This is a genomic window from Burkholderia sp. NRF60-BP8 (assembly GCF_001522585.2).
Lineage (GTDB): Bacteria > Pseudomonadota > Gammaproteobacteria > Burkholderiales > Burkholderiaceae > Burkholderia.
In genome coordinates this window covers 2,648,292-2,664,286 of record NZ_CP013373.1, presented here as the reverse complement: position 1 = coordinate 2,664,286, position 15,995 = coordinate 2,648,292, and the positions used below count along the sequence as shown (strand labels likewise).

General features: G+C 70.1%; 18 protein-coding genes, 1 other RNA gene and 1 riboswitch. Of the genes, 8 read left to right on the top strand and 11 right to left on the bottom strand.

Annotated features, from left to right (window positions below; translation table 11 throughout):
* Positions 1 to 24: 24 nt before the first annotated feature.
* Positions 25 to 786 carry a DUF2486 family protein gene (locus WS54_RS25875; RefSeq protein ID WP_059782280.1) on the top strand — a complete coding sequence of 254 codons (762 nt, stop codon included), beginning with the start codon at positions 25 to 27 and terminating at the stop codon, positions 784 to 786.
* Positions 787 to 950: 164 nt separating this feature from the next.
* On the opposite strand, the gene WS54_RS25870 is transcribed toward WS54_RS25875, so the two are convergent.
* Positions 951 to 1,277: a c-type cytochrome gene (locus WS54_RS25870; protein WP_059782282.1), complete on the bottom strand. Its 327-nt coding sequence runs from the start codon at positions 1,275 to 1,277 to the stop codon at positions 951 to 953.
* 125 nt (positions 1,278 to 1,402) lie between these two features.
* On the bottom strand, positions 1,403 to 3,076 hold the full coding sequence (ilvD, locus tag WS54_RS25865; protein ID WP_059782284.1) for a dihydroxy-acid dehydratase: 1,674 nt from the start codon (positions 3,074 to 3,076) through the stop codon (positions 1,403 to 1,405).
* 134 nt (positions 3,077 to 3,210) lie between these two features.
* Between ilvD and WS54_RS25860 the strand changes: the two genes are divergently transcribed.
* Together WS54_RS25860 and lgt are read left to right on the top strand one after the other, a co-directional pair.
* Complete coding sequence (locus WS54_RS25860; protein WP_034208142.1) at positions 3,211 to 4,125, top strand: LysR substrate-binding domain-containing protein; 915 nt, start codon at positions 3,211 to 3,213, stop codon at positions 4,123 to 4,125.
* An 89-nt stretch (positions 4,126 to 4,214) separates the two neighbouring features.
* Positions 4,215 to 5,111, top strand: a complete 897-nt coding sequence (gene lgt / locus WS54_RS25855; protein WP_034208141.1) for a prolipoprotein diacylglyceryl transferase — start codon at positions 4,215 to 4,217, stop codon at positions 5,109 to 5,111.
* Positions 5,112 to 5,235: 124 nt separating this feature from the next.
* Here lgt and WS54_RS25850 read toward each other — a convergent pair whose 3' ends face one another.
* The 5 genes from WS54_RS25850 to WS54_RS25830 form a co-directional block, all read right to left on the bottom strand.
* Positions 5,236 to 5,976 carry an SIMPL domain-containing protein gene (locus WS54_RS25850; RefSeq protein WP_059782286.1) on the bottom strand — a complete coding sequence of 247 codons (741 nt, stop codon included), beginning with the start codon at positions 5,974 to 5,976 and terminating at the stop codon, positions 5,236 to 5,238.
* A 180-nt stretch (positions 5,977 to 6,156) separates the two neighbouring features.
* The gene (locus WS54_RS25845) at positions 6,157 to 6,618 is read right to left on the bottom strand and encodes an EVE domain-containing protein (RefSeq protein ID WP_034208139.1); all 462 of its coding nucleotides are present in this window, start codon (positions 6,616 to 6,618) and stop codon (positions 6,157 to 6,159) included.
* 69 nt (positions 6,619 to 6,687) lie between these two features.
* A non-coding RNA gene (ssrS, locus tag WS54_RS25840) (6S RNA) lies at positions 6,688 to 6,869 on the bottom strand.
* 81 nt (positions 6,870 to 6,950) lie between these two features.
* On the bottom strand, positions 6,951 to 7,265 hold the full coding sequence (locus WS54_RS25835) for a cell division protein ZapA (RefSeq protein ID WP_006478091.1): 315 nt from the start codon (positions 7,263 to 7,265) through the stop codon (positions 6,951 to 6,953).
* Entirely contained in the window at positions 7,262 to 7,612 is a 351-nt protein-coding gene (locus WS54_RS25830; RefSeq protein ID WP_034208138.1) for an ATPase, read from the bottom strand. Before WS54_RS25830 ends, WS54_RS25835 begins: the two co-directional genes overlap by 4 nt.
* Before the next feature lie 154 nt (positions 7,613 to 7,766).
* A riboswitch (cobalamin riboswitch) is annotated at positions 7,767 to 8,014 on the top strand.
* A gap of 160 nt (positions 8,015 to 8,174) precedes the next feature.
* Here WS54_RS25830 and WS54_RS25825 point away from each other — a divergent pair.
* The 5 genes from WS54_RS25825 to cobC all read left to right on the top strand — a co-directional run bounded on the left by WS54_RS25825 (position 8,175) and on the right by cobC (position 12,461).
* A complete protein-coding gene (locus WS54_RS25825) occupies positions 8,175 to 9,173 on the top strand; it encodes a FecCD family ABC transporter permease (RefSeq protein WP_059782348.1) in 999 nt (332 codons plus the stop codon).
* Positions 9,170 to 9,988 carry an ABC transporter ATP-binding protein gene (locus WS54_RS25820; protein ID WP_034208137.1) on the top strand — a complete coding sequence of 273 codons (819 nt, stop codon included), beginning with the start codon at positions 9,170 to 9,172 and terminating at the stop codon, positions 9,986 to 9,988. Before WS54_RS25825 ends, WS54_RS25820 begins: the two co-directional genes overlap by 4 nt.
* A 61-nt stretch (positions 9,989 to 10,049) precedes the next feature.
* Complete coding sequence (cobT, locus tag WS54_RS25815) at positions 10,050 to 11,105, top strand: nicotinate-nucleotide--dimethylbenzimidazole phosphoribosyltransferase (protein ID WP_059782288.1); 1,056 nt, start codon at positions 10,050 to 10,052, stop codon at positions 11,103 to 11,105.
* Positions 11,106 to 11,118: 13 nt separating this feature from the next.
* A complete protein-coding gene (locus WS54_RS25810) occupies positions 11,119 to 11,871 on the top strand; it encodes an adenosylcobinamide-GDP ribazoletransferase (RefSeq protein ID WP_059782345.1) in 753 nt (250 codons plus the stop codon).
* Positions 11,856 to 12,461 carry an alpha-ribazole phosphatase gene (gene cobC, locus WS54_RS25805; protein WP_059782289.1) on the top strand — a complete coding sequence of 202 codons (606 nt, stop codon included), beginning with the start codon at positions 11,856 to 11,858 and terminating at the stop codon, positions 12,459 to 12,461. The genes WS54_RS25810 and cobC overlap by 16 nt, the downstream gene beginning before the upstream one ends.
* Positions 12,462 to 12,542: 81 nt before the next feature.
* Here the strand turns inward: cobC and WS54_RS25800 are convergent, their stop codons facing one another.
* The 4 genes from WS54_RS25800 to cobU are packed head-to-tail and all read right to left on the bottom strand — an operon-like array spanning position 12,543 to position 15,961.
* Entirely contained in the window at positions 12,543 to 13,460 is a 918-nt protein-coding gene (locus tag WS54_RS25800; protein ID WP_059782291.1) for a cobalamin-binding protein, read from the bottom strand.
* Positions 13,457 to 14,476, bottom strand: a complete 1,020-nt coding sequence (gene cobD, locus WS54_RS25795; protein WP_059782293.1) for a threonine-phosphate decarboxylase CobD — start codon at positions 14,474 to 14,476, stop codon at positions 13,457 to 13,459. Before cobD ends, WS54_RS25800 begins: the two co-directional genes overlap by 4 nt.
* Positions 14,469 to 15,413: an adenosylcobinamide-phosphate synthase CbiB gene (cbiB, locus tag WS54_RS25790; RefSeq protein ID WP_034208131.1), complete on the bottom strand. Its 945-nt coding sequence runs from the start codon at positions 15,411 to 15,413 to the stop codon at positions 14,469 to 14,471. Before cbiB ends, cobD begins: the two co-directional genes overlap by 8 nt.
* Positions 15,407 to 15,961: a bifunctional adenosylcobinamide kinase/adenosylcobinamide-phosphate guanylyltransferase gene (cobU, locus tag WS54_RS25785; protein ID WP_059782295.1), complete on the bottom strand. Its 555-nt coding sequence runs from the start codon at positions 15,959 to 15,961 to the stop codon at positions 15,407 to 15,409. Before cobU ends, cbiB begins: the two co-directional genes overlap by 7 nt.
* Between the last annotated feature and the right edge of the window lie 34 nt (positions 15,962 to 15,995).

Genomic DNA, 15,995 nt, shown 5'->3' with positions numbered 1-15,995 from the left:
CGCAACCGTCGACGGAGTGTTCCCGTGACAGAAGCCGATTCATCCTCGATTCCGACGCTGACTGACGTGCTGGTGCCGGGCAAGCCGGCGCCGGCGCGCTCGCCCGCGTCGGCCGCCCCCCGGCCGCACGACGATGCGGCGATTCCGGTGCTCACCGACGTGATCGCGCCACCGGCCGCCGCGGGCGCCGCGTCGGCCGAATCGCGTAAAACCGAGGCCGACCCCGATTCCGTCGTGATCGAACCCGTGCCGACGCCGCACGTGCCGGCGGTCGAGCTGCCGGGCGACGCGGCGACGGCCGCCGCCGCGGGCGAAACCGATGCGCCGGCCGAGCCTGGCGCCGCCGAGCACGTGGTCGCGGAGGATGCGGCGGCGATGACGGCGCCGCTGCGCTCGTCGCTCGTCGATGACAACCTGCCGAAACACACGTTCGCCGCGATGGCGCGCGACGCGGCCGCGCACGCGCCCGAATCGGCGACGCCGGAGGTGGTCCTACCGGGCGCGGTGCCGCCGCAGCCGGATGCGCAGGCCGCAGTCGCGCTGACGCCGGAAGATGCGCAGCACATCGCCGAACGGCTTCGCAATCGCCTGACGAACTATCTGACCGGGGCAGGGCGCGACGCCATCGAAGCGCGTTGTCGCGATGCGCTGCACGAGCATTCGGCCTGGCTGGTCGGCCAGGTCACGCGCGAAGTCGCACTCGCGCTGGAAACCGAGGTGATGGACTGGGTGCGCGAGGCGGTCGATGAAGAGATCGCTCGCCGTCGCGCCGGTCATTCCGGCTGAACGGGCAATCGTTCGCGGCGGCGAAAAAGAGAATGCGGGTTCAGTAAGCGCAGTAAACGCGTGCGAAGCCGCTGGGGAGGGGCCGGTCGGTCAGTACGCGGCCGTCCTCTCGCGACGTCCCGCGCACAAGCGCACAAGGTGGGTACCCGCGCGGGTATTCGCTTTCAGCGTACCGACAGCACCCACTGGGCGAGCGTATGGGCCTCGGTGCTCGTCAGTTGCGTATTGGCGGGCATCGGCACGCTGCCCCATACGCCGACGCTGCCTTTCACGATCGATTGCGCCAGGTAGTCGACGCCGTCGCCGCGCACCGCGTACTTGCCGGCGATGTCGCGGAACGACGGACCCATCAGCGGCTTGCCGATCGCATGGCAGGCCATGCAGTTCTTGCGCTGCGCCAGCGCGAGCCCGTCGGCCTGGTCGGCACGTGCCGCCGCCGCGGCGCCGGTCAGCAGCAGGGCGAGCAGCACGCGCAATATCGTCTGTTTCATGCGGTTCTCCGCCGGCGGGGACGGCCGGCTTCATGGTCCGCGCATTATAGAAGCAAAGGGAACGCACGTTTTGCGCGTTCCCCCGGGCGCCCTTTATCGGGGTCGCATGCGATGGCGCCTCTGCATCAACCCGTGACCGCCCCCTGGTTCGCCGGCCGGGCGAGCGCCGCGAATTTGGCGAGCACGCCGCGCGTATAGCGGGGCGCCGGCTGCCGCCACGCAGCGCGGCGGCGCGCGAGTTCCGCGTCGTCGACGTTCAGTTGCAGCAGCAGCCGGTGCGCGTCGATCGTGATCGAATCGCCTTCCTGCACCAGCGCGATCGTGCCGCCGACGAACGCCTCAGGCGCGACGTGGCCGACCACCATGCCCCAGGTGCCGCCCGAGAAGCGGCCGTCCGTGATGAAGCCGACCGATTCGCCGAGCCCCTTGCCGATGATCGCGGACGTCGGTGCGAGCATTTCCGGCATGCCGGGGCCGCCCTGCGGGCCGAGGTAGCGCAGTACGAGGATGTCGCCCGCGCGGATCCGGTCGCCGAGGATCGCATCCATCGCGCTCTGCTCGTCGTCGAATACGCGCGCCGGGCCCGTGATTACCGGGTTCTTCAGGCCGGTGATCTTCGCGACCGCGCCGTCCTCCGCGAGATTGCCCTTCAGGATCGCGAGATGGCCCTCGTTGTACAGTGCGCGCTCGATCGGGAAGATCACGTCCTGGTCCGCGCGCGGCACGCTCGGCACGTCCTTCAACTCGTCGGCGATCGTGCGGCCCGTGATCGTCATGCAGTCGCCGTGCAGCAGCCCCGCGTCGAGCAGGATCTTCAGCACCTGCGGAATCCCGCCGGCCCGGTGCAGGTCGGTCGCGACGTACTTCCCCGACGGCTTCAGGTCGCAGATCACCGGCACGCGCTTGCGGATGCGCTCGAAATCGTCGATCGTCCAGTCGACCTCGGCCGCGTGCGCGATCGCGAGATAGTGCAGCACCGCATTGGTCGAGCCGCCGGTGGCCATGATCACCGACACCGCGTTCTCGATCGATTCCTTCGTGATGATGTCGCGCGGCTTCAGGTCGCGCTTCACGGCCTCGACCAGCACACGCGCCGATTCGGCGGCCGAATCGACCTTCTCCTGATCGGGGTTCGCCATCGTCGACGAATACAGCAGCGACATGCCGAGCGCCTCGAACGATGAACTCATCGTGTTCGCGGTGTACATGCCGCCGCACGAACCGGACGTCGGGCACGCGTTTTTCTCGACGCCTTCGAAGTCCTCCTGCGACATCCGGCCCGCGGTGAATTCGCCGACGGCTTCGAACGACGACACGATCGTCAGGTCGCGGCCCTTCCAGTTGCCCGGGCGGATCGTGCCGCCGTAGACGTAGATGCCCGGCACGTTCAGGCGCGCGAGCGCGATCATGCCGCCGGGCATGTTCTTGTCGCAGCCGCCGACCACCACGACGCCGTCCATCCACTGGCCCTGCACGCAGGTCTCGATGCAGTCGGCGATCACTTCGCGCGACACGAGCGAGTACTTCATCCCTTCGGTGCCCATCGACATGCCGTCCGAAATCGTCGGCGTGCCGAAGATCTGCGGGTTCGCGCCGGCGGCCTTGACGGCGTCGACGGCCGCGTCCGACAGGCGCTGCAAGCCGGAATTGCACGGCGTGATCGTCGAATGGCCGTTGGCAATGCCGATCATCGGCTTGTCGAAATCTTCCTTCTGGTAGCCGAGGGCGTAATACATCGAGCGGTTCGGCGAACGGGCCACGCCTTGCGTGATGTGCTTCGAGCGACGGTTGTACGACATGGGGGACTCCATCGTGGTATGGGCGTCGCTCGCGAGGGCGCGCCGGTTCGGATCGACCAAGCATGGAGTGTCCTGATTGGGATGTCCAATATATTATTTGTCGCCTATTAAGTCGTTTTGCGAATGAGTCGAACATGGCCGATCCGATCCCCGACCTGCGCCAGTGGCGCTATTTCGCGACCGTCGCCGACGAGCGCCATTTCGGCCGCGCGGCCGAGCGCCTGTCGATGACGCAGCCGCCGCTGTCGCAGGCGATTCGCGCGCTGGAGGACGCGCTGGGCGTCGCGCTGTTCGTGCGCACCAAGCGCTCGGTGGCGCTGACGGCGGTCGGCGCGGCGCTGCTGCCCGACGTGCGCCGGCTGCTGGCGTCGGCCGATGCGCTGCCGCCGCTGGCGCGCCGGCTCGCGCGCGGCGAGGCCGGTTCGCTGTCGCTCGCGTTCGTGTCGACCGCCGATTACGGGCTGTTGCCGTCGTTGCTGCGTGCGTTCGGCGCGCGCTATCCGCAGGTGCGGCTGCAGCTCGCGGAAGCGACGAGCGACGTGCAGATCGACGAACTCGTCGCCGGGCGCATCGACGCCGGGCTCGTCATTCCGCCCGTGCCGCCGCGTCACGCGGCCGGCTTGTCGTACCTGCCCGTCGTACGCGAGCCGCTGGTGGTCGCGATGCCGAGTACGGCTTCCGACGCGCCCGAGGACGAGCCGGTGCAGCTTGCCGACGTCGCCGCGTTGCCGCTCGTGATCTTTCCGCGTCGTTTGGCGCCCGGCTTTTATGACATCATTACGGGCTGCTACGGCGCGGCGGGGGAAACCCCGCGCATCGGTCAGGAAGCAATCCAGATGCAGACGATCGTCAGCCTCGTGTCGGCCGGCATGGGCGTCGCACTGGTGCCGCAATCGCTGCGTAACCTGCGGCGCACCGGCGTGGTCTACCGGCCGCTCGCCGGCCACGCGCCGCTCGTCGAGACGGGCCTCGTGTGGCGTACCGACGACGTGAGCCCCGTGCTTGCCGGGTTCATCGACGTCGTGCGCGCGCAGGGTCTTGCCGCATGACGTGAACGATGGCGTGCGGGCGCCGTCCAACGCGCGGTGCTGCGCGCGTGCGACGGCCGTACCGTATTCGAAAACTTCTTCGCTAATCCATGATCATTCACCCGAATTTCGACCCCGTTGCGATCCATCTCGGGCCGCTGGCCGTGCGCTGGTACGGCCTCATGTATCTCGTCGGCTTCATCGCGGCGATCGTCGTCGGCCGGATCCGCCTGAAGCTGCCGCATGTCGCGGCGCAGGGCTGGACCGCGAAGGACATCGACGACATGATGTTCTACGGCGTGCTCGGCACCGTGCTCGGCGGCCGGCTCGGCTACGTGCTGTTCTACAAGGCCGGTTTCTACTTCTCGCATCCGCTCGACGTGTTCAAGGTGTGGGAAGGCGGCATGTCGTTTCACGGCGGCTTCCTCGGCGTGACGCTCGCGATGATGCTGTTCGCGTGGCAGCGCAAGCGGCACTGGCTCCAGGTCACCGATTTCGTCGCGCCGATGGTGCCGACGGGGCTGGCGGCCGGGCGTCTCGGCAACTTCATCAACGGCGAACTGTGGGGCCGCGTGACCGATCCGACGGCGCCTTGGGCGATGCTGTTCCCGGGCGCGATGCGCGACGACGCGGCCTGGTTGCCGAAACATCCGGAGCTCGTCGAGAAGTGGCATCTCGCCGACGTGTTCATGCAATACCAGATGCTGCCGCGCCATCCTTCGCAGCTCTATGAAATCGCGCTCGAGGGGATCGCGCTGTTCTTCGTGCTGTTCTTGTTCGCGCGCAAGCCGCGGCCGATGGGTGCGATATCCGCGCTGTTCCTGATCGGTTATGGCCTCGCGCGTTTCACGGTCGAGTTTGCGCGCGAGCCGGACGACTTCCTCGGGCTGCTCGCGCTCGGCCTGTCGATGGGGCAGTGGCTGTCGCTGCCGATGATTCTCGCGGGGATCGCGTTGATGGTCTGGGCGTATCGCCGCCGCGCGGCGAACGCGAATGCGGCTGCGTGACGTGGCTGCATGACGCGGTATCGATGCATACGCGATCGGCGCGTGCATCGATACCCGGACGCGCATAAAAAAACGCCGGCCCTCGGGCCGGCGTTTTTCGTTTCCTGCAGCCGCGCGATGCGCGTTACTTCATCTGCACGGAGCCGTTGACGGTGACCGACACGGTGGCCTTGCCGCCTTCGACCGCGATCGGCGCGCTCATCTTCGCGCTGTCCATCGGCGCCGCGGCCATCGCCATCATGCGCGGGTACGGCTGCACGTTGCGGCCGCTGCCGACGTTCACGTCGCGGATCGTGTAGCTGCTGTAGCCGAACGCCTTCGCGGCTTCGTCCGCGCGGGCGCGGAACGACTTGATCGCTTCGGTCGTGAGCTTCTGCTCGGCCGTGCGCTGCGCTTCCGGCGACAGCGAGAACTCGACGTTCGCGACCTGCATCAGGTTCGACAACTGGCCCGCCAGCTTCGACGCCGCGGCGAAATCGCGCGATTCGAGCGCGACCTCGGTGCGGCCGCGCCATGCGGAGATCTTCCCGTCGCGATCGGTGCTCGGATACACGGAGAACGCGCCCGTGTGCGCGGTGACGCCCGACACGCCCTTCGCCTGCGACAGGGCCGCGTCCGCGCGCTGGTTCAGCTGCGCGGTGAGGCTGCCCGGATCCTTGGCCTGCTGCTCGTAGAACAGCGTGATGTGGATGATGTCCTGCGGCACGTCGGCACTGGCCTGCGACGAAAGCGACAGCACGCCGGCCGGCTCCGGAAAGTGCGGGTTCACCGCCTGGGCGTGCGCGGCGGGCGACGCGAGCGTCAGCGCGACGGGAACGGCGGCGGCGAGGGCGAGCGACAGCGCGAGTGCGGATTTCTTGGTCATTGTTGGATTCCTTGTGCGAGGGCGCGCACGCGGGTTACGCGTGCGCGACGCGGGCGTACCGCGCAACGAAAAAACGACGGCCGGCCCGTTCGGCCGGCAGTGGTTGCTTAGGCTGCGCGACAGTGCCGCGAGTTCCGTTACGGTCGCGCGTACTGACCGGATTTGACCTTTGGCGCGCGCCTACTTCATCAGCTTTTCGGTGATGAATCGCCATTCCGCACGCGTGACGGGCGTGATCGACAGCCGGTTGCCGCGCGCGAGCACGCGCATGTCGGCGAGTTCGTCGTGCTCGCGCAGCGTGGCGAGCGGCACGAGCGGAGACTTCTTCACGAAGCGCACGTCGACGAGCAGCCAGCGTGGCGCTTCCTGCGTCGATTTCGGGTCGTAATAGGGGCTTTTCGGATCGAACTGCGTGGGATCGGGGTAGGGCGTCGACGAGACTTCGGCGAGCCCGGCGATGCCCGGCTCGGGGCAGCTCGAGTGATAGAACAGCACGCCGTCGCCGATCTTCATCGTGTCGCGCATGAAATTGCGCGCCTGATAGTTGCGCACACCCGTCCACGGCAGCGAGCGCTGCGGTGCGTCGGCGAGATCGTCGATGCTTGCTTCGTCCGGTTCGGACTTCATCAGCCAGTATTGCATGGTCGTGGTCGACGCAGAAAAGGCTGCTACAAAAGAAAACGGCACCGGGACTTGCCCGATGCCGTTGGATAGGCCCCCACCTTGGCCGCTAGGCCGGCATCCTGAACCTGAGGTTCAGAATTGGTCGCAGTTAGCAGCACTTCGGGTACATCAGACAGAGTGACGCGCGCGCCCGTGCTACAAATTTCCGCAACCGTGCACATGGCATTGGTTCAAGGAATATATGACCTTGGCGAACCAGGCAGGGAAGCTGACTGAACTGTGATTCGATGCGCCAATTTGACCACCGTTGACCGTCGAGATCAAGGGGAATCGACGCATCGTTTGAAACGTTACTGCGTCTCGTGCTGTGCGAGCACCGCGCCGAGCTGTTCGTTCATCTGGTGCATTGTACGACGGATTTCCTCCGCCGGAAACGCTTCACCATGCCGCACGCTCGTTTGCAGCCGCAGCAATTCCGATGCGAGCGACAGCGCCGCCATCACCGCGATGCGATCGGTGCCGCGCACCGAGCTGTTCGAGCGGATTTTCGACATTTCGGCGTCGACGCGCGCGACCGCTTCGAGCAGCGCCGCTTCGGTCTCGGCCGAACAGGCGAGCCGATAGGGCTGACCGAGAATCGAGACTTCGATCTGCTTGGTGCTCATGCATGTTCTCCGTGGCTGGCCGTGTCATCGCCATCCGTGCGCGCCTGCGCATCCAGCAGGTCGAGCTGGTTGTCGGCTTGCTCCGCGCCCTTCGAGCGCGGCAGCTTTTCGAGAATCGCGTTCAGTTTCACCTGGGCGTCGTCGATCTTCGCCGACAACGTGTCGCGCTCGGCCGCGAGCGCATTGCGTTCGTCGCGCAGCTGCGCGAGCTCCGCGCGGACCGTGTCCGCTTCCGCGCGCAATTGCGCGACCTGCTCCTCGAGCGCGAGCCGTTCCGAGTGATAGCGCTTGTTCAGCGAAATCAGACGGCCAATATTTTGAGATAGGGTTTCGAGTTCGTTGAGCATTTGCTGCGTCCTCTAAAGACCCAGCATTTTAGCGCGGAATAACGCGCAATCCGACATCTGTAACGTTTCCAGTCGTAACACCCCTGCTTCTTGCCGCGAATAGGCGCGTCCCGCGCGGGTCCGGACGCTTCCTTGACGCTCGCGCGACCGGCTCCTAAACTGGCGCCGCCTCGGTGCTCGCGCGCAGGACGCGCGGTTAAACGGGAAGCAGGGTGCGGGCTCCAGGAGCGCGCCGACCTGCGCTGCCCCCGCAACGGTAAGCGGCCGCGTCGCGTGACGCAGGCCGGCTCGGGCGCGTTTCGCATGCAGTCGCATGCGGGCGCGGGCCACTGCGCGTCATCGCGCGGGAAGGCGAGCCGGACCGCCGCCAGCCCGGATACCGGCCGAGACGGGGAGCCCGCACGGGCTCCATGACACGCGGCCTGCGGGGAAGCGGGACGCGCAACGGTTCACGGAACGTTTCTTCGATGCCGACCCCAATCGTCCGCCACGCGCCGCCGTCGCGCCCGGCCGGCTCCCGCAAGCGGATGTGCCGCGCGTCGTGCGCGCGGCCGGGCGCGGCATGAGCGCCGCGCGCGCCGCCGCGATCTGGGCCGCGCTGGCCGCCGCGGTCGCGCTGCTGTTCGTCGCGTCGCTGTCGATCGGCAGCGTGCCGATGTCGCCGTGGCAGGCGCTCGCGTCGCTCGTGCCGCACGGCGGCGATACCCTGTTCGCCGATATCGTCCGGACGCTGCGCCTGCCGCGCGCGCTCGCGGGTTTCGCGTGCGGCGCGCTGCTCGCGCTGGCCGGTGCGCTGTTGCAGGTGCTGCTGCGCAATCCGCTCGCGGAGCCGTACGTGCTCGGCGTGTCCGGCGGCGCGGCCGGCTTCGCGCTCGTCGCGATGATCGCGGGCGGCGCGTGGTGGCTCGTCGACGCGTCGGCGTTCGCCGGTTCGCTCGTCTCGGTCGCGCTCGTGCTCGGGCTCGCGAGGCGCGAGCTGTGGCGCGGCGAATCGCGCGACGCCTCGCCGCGGCTGCTGCTCACGGGCGTCGTGATCGCGGCGGGGTGGGGCGCGCTCGTCACGCTGTTGCTGTCGCTCGCGCCCGACGCGCGGCTGCGCGGCATCATCTTCTGGCTGACGGGCGACCTGAACGGCGCGACGGCGCCGTGGTTCGCGTGGGGCGCGCTGTTGCTGAGCGCATGCGTCGCGCTGCCGGCCGCGCCGCAACTGAACGTGCTGCTGCGCGGCGACGCGACCGCGCTCGCGCTCGGCGTGCCGGTCGCACGCCTGCGCGTGCGGATCTATCTCGTCGCGTCGCTGGCCGCCGCGGCCGCCGTGACGACGGCCGGTACGATCGGCTTCGTCGGGCTCGTCGTGCCGCATGGGTTGCGGCTCGCGTTCGGCAACGACCAGCGGATGCTGCTGCCGGCCGCGATGCTTGCGGGCGGCGGCGGCGTGATGGCGGCCGACCTGCTGGCGCGCACCGCGATCGCGCCCGCGCAATTGCCGGTGGGCGCGATGACCGCGTTGATCGGCGTGCCGGTGTTCCTGTGGATGTTGCTGAGGAGACCGATGCGATGACGGGCGCCGCCGCACCGCACGCCGCTGCCGGCGACATGCGCTACAGGGCCGTCGAGCTGACGCTGAAGGCCGGCGCGCGCACGCTGCTCGAGCGCTTCACGCAGGCGTTCCGCCCCGGCGAGATCTGGTGTGTCGCCGGACCGAACGGCGCGGGCAAGACGACGCTGCTCGCCACGCTCGCGGGATTGCAGCCGCCGGCCGGCGGACACGTCGAGATCGACGGCCGGCCGCTTGCCGCGTGGCGTCCCGGGCAACTCGCGCAGCGCCGCGCGCTGATGCCGCAGCAATTGCACGATGCGTTCAGCGCGACCGTGTTCGATACGGTGCTGCTGAACCGCTTTCCGTATCTCGGCGGCTGGGGCTGGGAGCGCGACGGCGACCGCACGGCCGCGCGCGATGCGCTCGCGACGTTCGACCTGAGCGCGCTCGCGTCGCGCGACGTGATGTCGCTGTCGGGCGGCGAGCGGCAGCGGGTCGCGCTGGCCGCGACGCTGTGCCAGGATGCGCCGCTGATGCTGCTCGACGAGCCGCTCGCGCATCTCGACCTGCATCACCAGATCGACTGCCTGACCGCGTTGGCCGCGTGGCTCGCGGCAGGCCCGCGCACGGTGATGTTTTCGTGTCACGACCTGAACCTCGCGCGACGTTTCGCGACGCATGCGCTGTTGCTCGACGGCCGCGGCCATGCGTGGGCCGGCCCCGTGCACGACGTGCTGACGCCCGAGCGCGCGAGCGACGCGTTCGGCTATCCGCTCGTGCTGATCCGCGAGAACGGCCGCGATGCGCTGCTGCCGGCATGGCCTGCGCGACAATGACCCTTTCCGTTCCGATTTTTCCGATGCGCGGCGCCTGCCGCGCCCACGACACGGCTCCCCGATGACGACTCCGACCTGTTTCCCGCCCGCGATCGCGCCGCTCGACGACGCGCTGCGCACGCGCCTGCAACATGTGATCGACCACAAGACCAAGCCGCCCGGCAGCCTCGGCCAGCTCGAGGCGCTCGCGCTGCAGATCGGCCTGATCCAGCGCACCGAGCGGCCGGTCGTGCAGCGTCCCGTGACGATCGTGTTCGCGGGCGATCACGGCATCGCGGCCGAAGGCGTCAGTCCTTATCCGCAAGCGGTGACCGCGCAGATGGTCGCGAACTTCCTGGCCGGCGGCGCGGCGATCAACGCGTTCTCGGGCGTCGCGCAGAGCACGCTCGAGATCGTCGATGCGGGCGTCGCGTCGCCGCTGCCGCCGTCGGAGCGGCTGGTGTCGCTGCCGGTCGCGCGCGGTACGCGCAACTTCGCGACGGAACCGGCGATGACGCGCGAAGAAGCGATGACGGCGCTGGCCGCCGGCGCGGCGCGCGTGCGTCTGCACGCCTCGCTCGGCACGAACGCGATCGGCTTCGGCGAGATGGGGATCGCGAACACGTCGTCGGCCGCGTGCCTGATGAGCCGCCTGCTCGACGTGCCGATCGACGCATGCGTCGGTCGCGGCACGGGGCTCGACGACCAGGGCCTCGCGCACAAGCGCGCGGTGCTCGGCCGCGCGCTCGTCAAGCACGCGCATGCGATCGCGCCGCTCGACGTGCTCGCGACGTTCGGCGGCTTCGAGATCGCGATGATGGCGGGCGCGTACCTCGCGGCCGCGAGCGAGCGGATGACGATCCTCGTCGACGGCTTCATCGCGAGCGCCGCGCTGCTCGTCGCCGAGCGCATCGCGCCCGGCGTGCGCGACTACTGCGTGTTCTCGCATACGTCGCACGAGGCCGGCCACCGGCGCATGCTCGAGCATTTCGGCGCGAAGCCGCTGCTCGCGCTCGACCTGCGGCTCGGCGAAGGCACGGGCGCCGCGCTCGCGCTGCCGCTCGTGCGCGCGGCGGCCGCGTTCCTCGCCGAGATGGCGAGCTTCGAGTCCGCCGGCGTCGACGATCGTGACGCCTGAGCGCGCGCGCGGCATGCGGGCCGAACTGCGCTACTTCTTCGTCGCGCTCGGCTATTTCACACGCGTGCCCGTGCCGCGCTCGATCGGCTACGCGGCTGGCGATCTCGATCAGGCCGCGCGTTATTTCCCGCTCGTCGGCGCGTGCGTGGGCGCATGGGGCGCGCTGGTCTATCTCGTCGCACTGCGCGCGCTGCCCGTGTCGATCGCGGTCGGGCTGTCGATGGCCGCGACGCTGCTCGCGACCGGCGCATTCCACGAAGACGGCCTGGCCGACAGTTGCGATGCGTTCGGCGGCGGTTACACGCGCGACGACGTGCTGCGCATCATGCACGATTCGCGGATCGGCACGTTCGGCGCGGTCGCGCTCGTGATCGCGCTGGGGCTGAAATGGCAGGCGCTGACGTCGATGCTGCCGTTGCGCGCCGCATGGACGATGATCGCCGCGCATGCGGCGAGCCGCGCGATGGCCGTGAGCCTGCTGATGTCGCTCGACTACGTGCGGCCCGAAGGCAAGGCGAAGCCGGTTGCGCAACGCATGGGCGCACGCGCGGCATGCATCGCGGCGGCGTTCGGGATGCCGTGGCTGTTCTGGCCGGACTGGCGCATGGGCGTCGCCGCATGCGTGGCGCTCGTATTGGTGCGCGCGTCGCTGGCCCGCTATTTCGTGAAGCGGATCGGCGGCTATACGGGCGACTGTCTCGGTTTCGCGCAGCAACTGGGCGAACTGGCGATCTATCTCGTGGTGCTCGGATGGACGTCGTCCTGATTCGTCATCCGGCCGTCGGCATCGAGCCGGGCATCTGCTACGGACGCAGCGACGTGCCGCTCGCCGAATCGGCCGACGACGGCGCGCAGGCCGTGCGTGCGCATCTGTCGGCACTCGGCGCGCCGTCACCCGAACGGGTCGGGACGAGCCCGCTCGCACGTTGCGCGTCGATTGCCGAACGGCTCGCGCGGGCATTCGACGTGCCGCTGCGGCGCGATGCCGACTGGCAGGAAATGGATTTCGGCGCATGGGAAATGCAGCGCTGGGACGATATCGACCGCGCGGCCCTCGATGCGTGGGCGGCCGACCTGATGCATGCATGCGCGCACGGCGGAGAAAGCGTGGCGCGATTCGTCGCGCGGGTCGCGCGGCAGGCCGATACGATGGCGACGCTCGACGGCTCGCAATGGGTCGTCACGCATGCGGGCGTGATCCGCGCGTTCGCGTCGCATGTGTTGCGCGTGCCGCTCGACACGCTGCTGTCGCGGCCCGTGCCGACGGGCGGGGTCGTCTGGCTGCGCACGAACGACGACGCGCAAGCATGGGAAATCGTGCACTGGGACGCATGGGCGCACGTGCGTCCGCAATGAACGACGCCGCGCACGTTCGATCCGTCTCGGGCGCCGCACGCATCCGGCATCGGTGCACGACAATGCGCCAGCCGCCGGCAATCAGCGCGCCGACCGCCGCGCACGCGCGGCATCCAGATCCTCGCACAGCGCGGCCGCGCCCTGCACGATCCGCGGCGACGGCCGCGTCAGCAGATCGCCGTCGATCGCGAACAGGTTGTGGCGCGCGACGGCCTTCAGCGCGGGCCATGCACGCCACCGCGCGAGGCTCGGCAGCGGTTCGGTCGAACGGGTCGCCCCCGCGCTCGTCGTCACGATCGCTTCCGGATTCGCCGCGAGCACGGCCTCGTCGGTCACGGTCGGCGCGAGCGGCTTGAGCGACGCGAATACGTTGCGCCCGCCGCACAGTTCGAATACTTCGTCGATCAGGTGCGCGCCGTTGAGCGTCGTCAGCGGGCGGTCCCACACCTGGAAGAACAGCGTGACGGGCGGGCGTGCCGCGTAGCGTGCGCGTAGCGCCGCGAGGTCCCGCGTGAACGCAGCGGCGGCGGCATCGGCGGTCGGTTGCGTGCCGAGCAGCGTGCCGAGCCGGCGCAGCGACGACGACACGTCGTCGAGATGCTTCGGTTCGCTGAAGAACAGCGGGATGTGCAGCGCGCGCAGCGCATCGGTCTGCCGCTCGGCGTTGCCGTGCCGCCAGACGACGATCAGGTCGGGCTTCAGCGCGGCGATGCGTTCGAGATCGAGCGCCTTGTTATCGCCGACGCGCGGCACCGCTTGCGCGGCGGCCGGATAGTCGCTGTACGTGACGGTGCCGACGAGCTTCGCGCCGCCGCCGGCCGCGTAGACGAGCTCGGTCGCGTGCGGCGCGAGGCTGATCACGCGCTGCGCGGGCGCGGGCAGCGTGACCGTGTTGCCGGCGTCGTCGCGTGTCGCGACATCGGCGTGGACGAGCGGCGCATGAGCGAGCGCCGCGAGCAGTGCGGCCGGCGCGAGCCGGCGGAACGGGCGCGGCCTCATGCCGGGACTCGCTGCAGCAGCGGCACGCAATGTGCGAGCGCATCGCCGAGGCGCCGCCATTCGGCTTCGCTGCCCGGCAGGCCGACGCGCACGCTCGACGGGGTCGGGAAGCGCCGCGTCCAGATCCCGCGCGTCGCGAGCGCCGCATGCAGCGCCTCGGCTCGCGGGTCGTCGGTCCAACTGAAGAGCGGTGTCGCGCGAACCGCGAAGCCGTGCGTGCGCAATAGCGCGGCCAGTCGTTCGCCGTCGGCCGCGAGCCGCTCGCGGGCGGCAGCTTGCCACGCGCGATCGGCGAACGCCGCGGCGACCGCGTGGCGTGCGGGGCCGCTGACCGTCCACGCGCCGAGTCTGTCGCGCAACGCGACGATGCGGTCGGGGCACGCGAGCACGAAGCCCGCGCGGATTCCGGCGAGCCCGAAGAACTTGCCGACCGAGCGCAGCACGACGAGGCCGGGACGATCGACCTGCGGCGCGAGCGATGGCGTGGCGCCCGTATCGGCGAACGCTTCGTCGACGATCAGCGTTCCGCCGCGTGCCGCCAGTTGCGCATGCCAGCCGAGCAGGCGCGCGGTCGGCACGAACTCGGCGGTCGGATTGTTCGGATTCCCGACGATGACGTGGCGCAGCGTCGCGGGCAGCGTATCGGCGCGGATGTCCAGCGCGACGACACGATGGCCGTGGCGCGCGAACGCGGGCGCATATTCGCCGTACGCGAGCGCCGCGACGCCGGCGTCGCCGGCCGGCAGCAAGCCGGGCAACGCGCGGATCGCGGCCTGGCTGCCGGCGACCGGCAGCACGTGCGCGGCATCGGGCGCGCGGTAGTACTGCGCGGCGCAGGCCGCGAGGCCGTCGCCGTCGTCGGGTAGTCGGCGCCATGCGTCGGCCGGGACGGGCGGCACCGGGAAGCCCGCCGGATTGATGCCGGTCGACAGGTCGAGCCACGCGTCGTACGGAATGCCGTGGCGGCGGGCGGCTTCGTGCAGGTTGCCGCCGTGCGCGATGGATGAATCAGACATGATGGGTGGCCATGACGAGTGCGCCGCTCGCGACCAGCAGCGCGAGCCACAGGGCGAGCGTGCGCGTGACGAGCGACAGCGCGGCGACGATGTGGACGGCAGTTGCCGTGGCGCCGGTGCCGAGCGCCGGGCGATCCTCGATCTCGCCGTGATAGACGGCCGGGCCGCCGAGCTGCACGTTCAGGCTGCCGGCACCCGCGGCCATGACGGGGCCCGCGTTCGGGCTGTCCCAGTGGCGCGCCTGCGTGCGCCAGCAGCGCCACGCGGCGGCCGTGTCGCCGAGCAGCGCGTAGCTCGCGGCGGTGAGGCGTGCGGGCATCCAGTTCAGCGCGTCGTCGATGCGTGCGGCAGCCCAGCCGAAGGTCAGGAAGCGGGGCGTGCGATAGCCCCACATCGCGTCGAGCGTGTTTGCGAGCCGGAACAGCAACGCGCCGGGACCGCCCGCGACGACGAACCAGAAGAGCGCGCCGAAGATCGCGTCGTTGCCGTTCTCGAGCGCCGATTCGACGGCCGCGCGCGACAGCGCGCCTTCGTCCGCGCTGCCGGTGTCGCGCGACACGATGCGTGCGGTCAGCGTGCGCGCCGCGTCGAGGTCGCGCCGCAGCAGCGCGGCGGCGATCGGCGCGACGTGGTCGGCGAGGCTCTTCGCGCCGAGCGCGAACCACAGCAGCGCGACGTGCAGCGCAGCCGCGAACGGCCACGGCAGCGCGCAGACGAGCCAGGCCGCGACGGCCACCGGCGGCACGACCGCCGCGAGCCATGCGGCGACGCCGACCAGGCGGCCGCGCCGGCCCGTGTTCAGCGCGGCTTCGATGCGCGCGGCGACGCGGCCGAACGCGACGAGCGGATGCCAGCCGGCCGGCTCGCCGATGGCGCGGTCGACGAGCGCGGCCGCGACCGCGAGCATCGCGACGACGGGCAGCGACAGCATCAGCATGGCTGCGCGCTCGCCTTGAGGTCGAGCGGCAGCCCGGCAACCAGCAGCGTGACGCGCGTCGCGAGCGCGGCGACGCGCTGGTTCAGGCGCCCGAGCTCGTCGACGTAGCGGCGCGTGACCGACCCGAGCGGCACGACGCCGAGCCCGATCTCGTTGCTGACGACGATCACCTTCGCGCGCGCGCCGCGCAATGCGTGCTCGAGCCGCTCGACGTGCGTCGCGTACTGCGCGTCGTCGAGCGGTTCGCCGTCGGCGGGGCACAGCAGGTTCGTGAGCCATAGCGTCAGGCAGTCGACGAGCAGGCACGCGTGCGGATCGTCGAGCCGCGCGAGCGTGCCCGCGAGATCGACCGGCGCGTCGGCGAACCCCCAGGCGGCCGGCCGGCGCGCGCGATGATGCGCGATGCGCTGCGCGAATTCGGCATCGGCGGCGGTCGCGGTCGCGATGTAGGTGACGGGGCGGCCGCTGTCGGCGGCGAGCCGCTCGGCATGCGCGCTCTTGCCCGAGCGCGCGCCGCCGAGGACGAAGGTGAGGTCGTGCGGAATCATCGCGTGATTGTAACGGCGCGCGCGACCCGCCGCG

Excerpts from the sequence above, each read along its gene's own strand:
- cobD (WP_059782293.1), bottom strand. The coding sequence starts at position 14,476 with ATGTCTGATTCATCCATCGCGCACGGCGGCAACCTGCACGAAGCCGCC.
- WS54_RS25835 (WP_006478091.1), bottom strand. The coding sequence starts at position 7,265 with ATGAGCACCAAGCAGATCGAAGTCTCGATTCTCGGTCAGCCCTATCGG.
- WS54_RS25845 (WP_034208139.1), bottom strand. The coding sequence starts at position 6,618 with ATGCAATACTGGCTGATGAAGTCCGAACCGGACGAAGCAAGCATCGAC.
- WS54_RS25830 (WP_034208138.1), bottom strand. The coding sequence starts at position 7,612 with ATGCTCAACGAACTCGAAACCCTATCTCAAAATATTGGCCGTCTGATT.
- cbiB (WP_034208131.1), bottom strand. The coding sequence starts at position 15,413 with ATGCTGATGCTGTCGCTGCCCGTCGTCGCGATGCTCGCGGTCGCGGCC.
- WS54_RS25870 (WP_059782282.1), bottom strand. The coding sequence starts at position 1,277 with ATGAAACAGACGATATTGCGCGTGCTGCTCGCCCTGCTGCTGACCGGC.
- WS54_RS25800 (WP_059782291.1), bottom strand. The coding sequence starts at position 13,460 with ATGAGGCCGCGCCCGTTCCGCCGGCTCGCGCCGGCCGCACTGCTCGCG.
- WS54_RS25850 (WP_059782286.1), bottom strand. The coding sequence starts at position 5,976 with ATGACCAAGAAATCCGCACTCGCGCTGTCGCTCGCCCTCGCCGCCGCC.
- cobC (WP_059782289.1), top strand. The coding sequence starts at position 11,856 with ATGGACGTCGTCCTGATTCGTCATCCGGCCGTCGGCATCGAGCCGGGC.
- cobT (WP_059782288.1), top strand. The coding sequence starts at position 10,050 with ATGACGACTCCGACCTGTTTCCCGCCCGCGATCGCGCCGCTCGACGAC.
- ilvD (WP_059782284.1), bottom strand. The coding sequence starts at position 3,076 with ATGTCGTACAACCGTCGCTCGAAGCACATCACGCAAGGCGTGGCCCGT.
- WS54_RS25810 (WP_059782345.1), top strand. The coding sequence starts at position 11,119 with ATGCGGGCCGAACTGCGCTACTTCTTCGTCGCGCTCGGCTATTTCACA.
- WS54_RS25860 (WP_034208142.1), top strand. The coding sequence starts at position 3,211 with ATGGCCGATCCGATCCCCGACCTGCGCCAGTGGCGCTATTTCGCGACC.
- WS54_RS25825 (WP_059782348.1), top strand. The coding sequence starts at position 8,175 with ATGAGCGCCGCGCGCGCCGCCGCGATCTGGGCCGCGCTGGCCGCCGCG.
- cobU (WP_059782295.1), bottom strand. The coding sequence starts at position 15,961 with ATGATTCCGCACGACCTCACCTTCGTCCTCGGCGGCGCGCGCTCGGGC.
- lgt (WP_034208141.1), top strand. The coding sequence starts at position 4,215 with ATGATCATTCACCCGAATTTCGACCCCGTTGCGATCCATCTCGGGCCG.
- WS54_RS25820 (WP_034208137.1), top strand. The coding sequence starts at position 9,170 with ATGACGGGCGCCGCCGCACCGCACGCCGCTGCCGGCGACATGCGCTAC.